General features: G+C 38.5%; 7 protein-coding genes. 6 read left to right on the top strand and 1 reads right to left on the bottom strand.

The annotated features are described in order from the left end of the window. Window positions 1–195: 195 nt before the first annotated feature. The 6 genes from HMPREF0549_RS02675 to HMPREF0549_RS09450 all read left to right on the top strand — a co-directional run bounded on the left by HMPREF0549_RS02675 (window position 196) and on the right by HMPREF0549_RS09450 (window position 4,899). On the top strand, window positions 196–2,037 hold the full coding sequence (locus tag HMPREF0549_RS02675) for a heavy metal translocating P-type ATPase (protein WP_003716723.1): 1,842 nt from the start codon (window positions 196–198) through the stop codon (window positions 2,035–2,037). Window positions 2,038–2,122: 85 nt separating this feature from the next. Next, entirely contained in the window at window positions 2,123–2,356 is a 234-nt protein-coding gene (locus tag HMPREF0549_RS02680) for a heavy-metal-associated domain-containing protein (protein ID WP_003716724.1), read from the top strand. Further along, the gene (locus HMPREF0549_RS02685; protein ID WP_003716725.1) at window positions 2,353–2,898 is read left to right on the top strand and encodes a hypothetical protein; all 546 of its coding nucleotides are present in this window, start codon (window positions 2,353–2,355) and stop codon (window positions 2,896–2,898) included. The genes HMPREF0549_RS02680 and HMPREF0549_RS02685 overlap by 4 nt, the downstream gene beginning before the upstream one ends. 19 nt (window positions 2,899–2,917) lie before the next feature. Continuing rightward, a complete protein-coding gene (locus HMPREF0549_RS02690; RefSeq protein ID WP_040530840.1) occupies window positions 2,918–3,553 on the top strand; it encodes a Crp/Fnr family transcriptional regulator in 636 nt (211 codons plus the stop codon). A gap of 25 nt (window positions 3,554–3,578) precedes the next feature. Further along, complete coding sequence (locus tag HMPREF0549_RS02695; RefSeq protein WP_003716727.1) at window positions 3,579–4,166, top strand: uracil-DNA glycosylase family protein; 588 nt, start codon at window positions 3,579–3,581, stop codon at window positions 4,164–4,166. Between the two features lie 58 nt (window positions 4,167–4,224). Beyond that, on the top strand, window positions 4,225–4,899 hold the full coding sequence (locus HMPREF0549_RS09450; protein WP_003716728.1) for an aspartate/glutamate racemase family protein: 675 nt from the start codon (window positions 4,225–4,227) through the stop codon (window positions 4,897–4,899). 20 nt (window positions 4,900–4,919) lie between these two features. Here HMPREF0549_RS09450 and HMPREF0549_RS02710 read toward each other — a convergent pair whose 3' ends face one another. Then, entirely contained in the window at window positions 4,920–6,467 is a 1,548-nt protein-coding gene (locus HMPREF0549_RS02710; RefSeq protein ID WP_050754847.1) for a recombinase family protein, read from the bottom strand. Window positions 6,468–6,513: the final 46 nt, after the last annotated feature.

Here is a 6,513-nt window from a genome sequence, read left to right on the forward strand (position 1 = left end):
GGGTCTATGCTTTTTGCATGGTTTCTAGTCTTTTTTGTATATTCTTTCTTTTATTAAACGAAATTTACACGATAAAATTGTGATTTTTTGCTTAAAAGATGAATATAAAAAGAAACTAGTATCTTGATAACAGTCAAGTCACCTAAATTGTTTTTTACCTATGATATGTAGTGTCAAGAAAGGGAGAGGTGAAAAATGATTAAGTTACAACAATTTTTTATGAGGTACAAAAAGCAGCTTTTGCTTGTTAATACTATTCTGCTGTTGCTTGCTGAAGGATCTAAATGGCTATTGCACATGAATTTGCCATACCAGGCTTTAATGCTTATCGTGGGGATTGTCGGAGTGCTTCCAATTGCTTTGACGGCTATTTCATCTTTAAAGGTTAAATTAATTTCTATTGATGTTTTAGTATCGCTGGCGGTAATCGGTGCCTTCATTATTGGTGAATTTAATGAAGCAGCCGTTGTTACTTGGCTATTCATGTTAGGAGATGTGTTGGAAGAATTAACTTTAAGAAAAACTCGGTCAGCCGTCGCTGATTTGACTCAAATGGCACCACAAACTGCGATAGTTATTCAAGATGATGGCTCAACTGAGAAAGAAGACATCGATTTCATTGATCCTGGTGAAAAGATTTTAGTTAAAACTGGTGATCAGGTTCCAGTCGATGGCAAGGTTATTTCAGGTTCTGGTTATCTTAATGAAGCCAGTGTTAACGGTGAATCTAAATTAGTTAATAAAAAAGCCGGTAATGAAGTATACGCAGGAACTATCCTTGAAAACGGTACATTGACTGTCGAAACTACCGCAGTCGGTGAAGATACGACTTTCGGTAAAATTATCGAAATGGTTGAAGAAGCACAAGATACAAAGTCACATACAGAAAAGTTAATTAACCGGTTTTCCAAATATTACACTCCCGCCGTACTTATAATTGCAATTGTTGTAGGTTTAATTACTAAAGACCTTAGGCTAGCTATTACAGTTATGGTGCTGGGTTGCCCAGGTGCTTTAGTTATTGGTGTGCCAGTATCTACAGTTGCTGGTATCGGTAATGGTGCTAAAAATGGCATTATGTTTAAAGGGTCGCAAGTGATGGACCAAACTCGTCGGATTGATGAAATTGCTTTTGATAAAACCGGCACTTTGACTGTTGGACATCCAGAAGTTAGTGCAATTGAGGTATTAAATGGGCCCAAAGATGAAATTATTAAATTAGCTGCTCAAATTGAGCGTCAAAGTAACCACCCCTTAGCTCAGGCAATTGCAAAATTAAATAAACAAAAGCCAGCTTCAATTAAAGTGGAAACTGTTAAGGGTAAGGGAATCATCGCCACTTTAAATAATCAAAAATATTATTTAGGTAACCAAGACTTAATCATTGAAAATACCCGTACCAATGCAAAATTGGATAAGACAATTAATCATTTAAGTCAATTAGGTAATTCAATTGTCGCTTTTGCTAATGAAGACCAAAGTCAATTAGCTGTTTTTGGCATTAAAGATCAATTGCGCCCAGAAGCTAATGATGCTTTAACCCACTTAAAAGAATTAGGAGTTAAGAAGCTAGTGATGCTTTCTGGAGACAATCAAGAAACTGCTGAACGAATTGCGGCGAAGTTGCCAATCGATGAAGTTCATGGTCAAATGTTGCCACAAGACAAGGCTGCTTTTGTTAAAAAAGAAAGAGCTAAGGGACACCATATTGCTTTTATTGGTGATGGGATCAATGATAGTCCGGCCTTAGCTAATGCTAATGTTGCAATTGCCGTTGGTAGTGGAACGGATGTTGCCATTGAAGTTTCAGACATAGTTTTAGTTAAAAATGACTTGCGGAAGATCGCTTATGCCCTTGGCTTATCCAAGAAGACAATTTTAAACATGAATGAAAATATCGTGATGGCTTTACTGACAGTCTTATTGTTGTTCATCGGTTTGTTTGCGGGTTATGTTGGAATGGCAAGTGGGATGTTTATTCATGAATTTAGTATCTTAATTGTTATCTTGAACGGGATGAGATTAATCAAATTTTAACAAAAAATTGACGATCATCAAGTTTATAATCAACAAAACAAAGTAGCATTAGATATGTAAATTAATAAGGAAGGGGAATTTAATCATGGAAAAAGTAATGATGAAATTATCTGGCATGACCTGTCCTTCATGCTTAAGTAAAATTGAAAAAGCGGTTGATAATTTGGATGGTACTGACCAAATCAAAGTTTTATTCAATGCAGGAAAATTAAAATTCATGTTGGATCCTGATAAGACTAAAACTATTGATGTCAAGACGGCTATTGAAAAAATGGGTTATGAAGTACAAGAAATTAAGGAAAAGGAGCTCAATCAATGAATGCAGAAGAAAAATATCAGGCGGAATTGAAGCAAAGTAATCTTGATCACCACCAGCCAACTGCAGCTGCCATGACTGGTCACATTATTTCTAACTTGTTAATCCATTCTTTAAAGATTAACCAAGCTAACTTATTTGCTAAAGGATCTGCTAGTCTTTTTTTAGCCGAAAAAGCTACTGGTTGGATTGCTTATGAACGTCAGGAATTTGATCAATTGAATCACTTATTGGTTAATAATGGTGAAAGTATTCCAACAATTACAGCTCAATTTAAGGAATATACTATGCTAGAAGAAGATGGCAGTAGTAAATATTTAGCAGGTGATAAGCAATTATTTGCCTTGGTAAAAGATTTTGATACGCAAACGCTCTTCATTACTAAGGCAATTGCTTTAGCTAACAATGAAAGTTGGCCAGAATTATCTGCTAATTTAACTAATTTAATGGCTTGGATTAAGGAGCAAATTCGGGTAACTCAAGACTTCCTAGTTCATGAACTAAAAGAAGGATTGTATGTCGAAGACGACGATGATGACTTTTAATTAAAGGACGATGAATTTAATGGCTGATTTATGTGTTAACTTAGTACCACTATTTAATGCTTTACCTCAGGATGAGAAGATGCAAATCGAAAAATTGGTTCAGCATAAAAACTATCAAAAAGGTGAGTTGGCGATCGAGCCTATGGGGAGCAAAAATTTAGTAATCGTGGCTCAAGGGAGTGCTAAACAGTATACATTAGATGAAGGCGGCCATGAAAATATTTTACAGATTCTACATACGGGCGATTATGTTGGCGAGAATTGGCTTTTTGGCCAAGAGAATATTAATAATTACGTAGAGACTACGGAATTTAGTGAAATCTGCTTATTAAAACGGCGAGATTTGGTGCAATTAATGCATGGACAACCAGAATTAAGTATTAGGCTACTGGAACTAAATATGGATAAAGTCTCGAAAATGCAAACACAGATTCACTTATTGACTTTACCTAAAGTGGAAGACCGGCTACTAGAATATTTACAAGCATACGCTGATGAAATTGAAAAAAATAGTTTTGCCTTGCCTTTAAAAATGAAAGACCTAGCCTTATATCTTGGAACAACACCGGAAACTTTATCTCGTAAGTTTGCTTTATTAGAAAAACAAGGTCGATTAAAACGTAAAGTACGTCAAATTAAGTTATTTCAAAACTAGCTTAAAGGAAAGCGGGTTAGATCGTATGCAAAGTAAATTTCAGAAAATCTTTCAAGAAATTCAGGTGGATCCTGAGAACGCAGTATTTACAAAGCAAGGAATAAAACCACTTTATTATGCTTCTTCATCAGCCAGAATAAACATAATTGGTCAAGCACCTGGACGAATTGCTCAGGAAAAAATGAAATTTTGGGATGATCCAAGCGGTGACCGTCTACGGGCTTGGCTAGGAGTATCCAGAGATGTTTTCTATAATTCTGGAATGATTGCCATTTTACCAATGGATTTTTATTATCCGGGAAAGGGAGGATCCAGTGATCTTCCACCGCGTAAAGACTTTGCCCCAAAATGGCACCCCCAGCTACTGAAATTAATGCCTAATATTCAGTTAACCATTTTAGTGGGCGCTTATGCGACGAGAAGGTACCTTCACCTAAGGTATAAAGATCGGTTGACTGATGTTGTCAGGAATTATCGGCAATACTTGCCAGACTATTTTCCAATTGTTCACCCTTCACCCCGTAATCAGGTTTGGGAATCAAAAAATCCCTGGTTTAAACAGAAGGTAATTCCAGACCTGCAAAGAAGAATTCAAATAATTCTAAATAATTAGGGGATGATCCAAATGCAGAAACTAGGCATTATACGGTGGTATAGGCCCAGAAGCAACAATGAATTATTATTCGGCAATCATTAAGCAGTATCAGGAGCGGGTCGGGACTGATAAAGAGCTGCCTCGTATCACTATCGAATCCATTAATATGTACCACATGTTCCGTCTGCTTGATGCTCAACAGTATGAGAAAATCGCCGGTTATGTAGGAGCTGCGGCCAATAATTTATTGAAAGCCGGGTGTGACTTTGGCTTGATGTGTGGCAATACGCCCCATCTATTATTTGATAAGATTCAAGCGCGCACTGATTTGTCATTGTTAAGCATTGTCGAGACAGCGGTAGCGGCTGCTCAGCAGTTGCACCTTCAACGATTGGCTTTACTAGGCACCAAATTTACAATGCAAAATGACTTTTTCATCAAACCATTTCGAGAGGCCGGAATTGAAGTTTGCCGTCCCAGTGAAAATGATCAACCCATAATTCATCAAAAAATTGTAGACAAACTCGAAAACGGGATTGTTAAGAAAGAGACTAAGCAGCAGTTAATGACAATTATCAATAAGATGGTTCAAAAAGATCACCTTGATGGTGCAGTCTTGGGATGTACCGAATTGCCGTCAATCTTAGGGCAGGAAGATTTCAAGAACATTCAAGTGTTTGATATTGCTCAGGTTCAAATCAAAGCTGCTGTGGATCAACTTCTAAAAACAACACCCAGCCAAAATAGCTGAGTACCACATATCCTAAATATTTACATCATAACTTTAATCACTTCACCATCTTTGAACGTGAACTCCATATAGCGTTGAAAGATGGTGATTTTTTCGATTAGCCGGCGAACTAGCTGCGGGTCGAATTCTTGAAGACCATGTTGATGTTCATCTACAAAGTCACTGACCTGGTCGATATTGTGGAGCTTGACTTGGTTTTCGGATTCAATCTCCTGGACCTTTTCCTTTTGTTCACGTAATTCCATCACTTGCTGGGTGAGGTCATTACAGTTTTGGTGCTGGTTAGCTGCTTGGATCAGCTTCAACTGAGCTTCTTCTAGCCGTTTGTCCAGCTCCTCAATCGTAGGGCTTTTAGAATTCCTAACAATTTTCATGATATTGGCTTTGATTTGCTTATCCGCTAATTCATGACTTTCGATTAGCTGGTTGATGGCATCAAGGGTAGCGGTCTTGAGAAGAGGTTCCTTGATATTGCGAATCATGCAGCGCCGGCCTTTCTTACTGCGTTTAATGCGGCTGGCACAGCGCCAAACGGCAACCTTAACGGGGTTATACCACATATTTCGCTGAAAGATGTCACCGCATTTGCCGCAATAGACCCGTTGCGAAAAACAATACTTGCTGTTAATCCTCCGGTGTTTGCCATTCTTAGTGGTGATACCGTTATGGCGCCGCCGGATCAAATTTTGCACTTGCATAAAGACAGACTTGGGAATAATGGCGGGATGGTCATTTTCAACATAGTATTGCGGCATAATGCCATTATTCTTAACGCGCTTCTTGGTTAGAAAGTCAACGGTGTAGGTTTTCTGCAGTAAGGCATCACCCATATATTTCTCATTCTTGAGGATCAAAGCAATCCCGCTAGAATGCCAATTGGTTTTCCTACCACCCGTTAATACACCATCAGCTTTAAGCGATTCGGCAATTTGCTTCATCGTCATCCCTTGCAGGTAGCTGTAGAAGATCCGTTTAACTGTCTTGGCTTCCTCTGGTTCAATTACCAGGTTGCCATCTTGATCCTTGGTGTAGCCGAGAAAGTGATTATGGTTGATCAGAACTTTGCCTTGCTGGTAACGGTACTGCAAGCCGAGTTTAACGTTTTGCGATAGCGACTCGCTTTCTTGCTGGGCCAGGGAAGCCATGATAGTAATGAGCACTTCACCTTTGGCATCCATGGTATTGATATTTTCTTTCTCGAAGAAGATGGCGACATTAATGGCTTTAAGGTCACGAATGTATTTTAAACAATCGATTGTGTTTCGAGCAAAACGGCTAATTGACTTGGTAATCACCAAATCGATCCGGTGGTTATGACAATCAGCCAATAACTCTTTTAAGGCATTGCGGTGATTCAGTTTGGTGCCTGAAATGCCTTCATCAAAGTAGATCCTAGCTAGCTGCCAATTAGGGTGGCGATTAATATATTCTTGATAATGTTGCCGCTGATTTTCTAGGCTTTCCGATTGTGCAACGTTGTCAGTGGATACCCGGCAATAGGCCGCTACTCTTAATTGTTTGACATCATCGATAAAGCCAATGTTGTAACCTCGGCCTTCAAACCAGATGTTAGTGTTTTCATCAATATCATTACGGTAGCGAATAATGAAAGAA

It is taken from the genome of Limosilactobacillus vaginalis DSM 5837 = ATCC 49540, assembly GCF_000159435.1.
GTDB lineage: Bacteria > Bacillota > Bacilli > Lactobacillales > Lactobacillaceae > Limosilactobacillus > Limosilactobacillus vaginalis.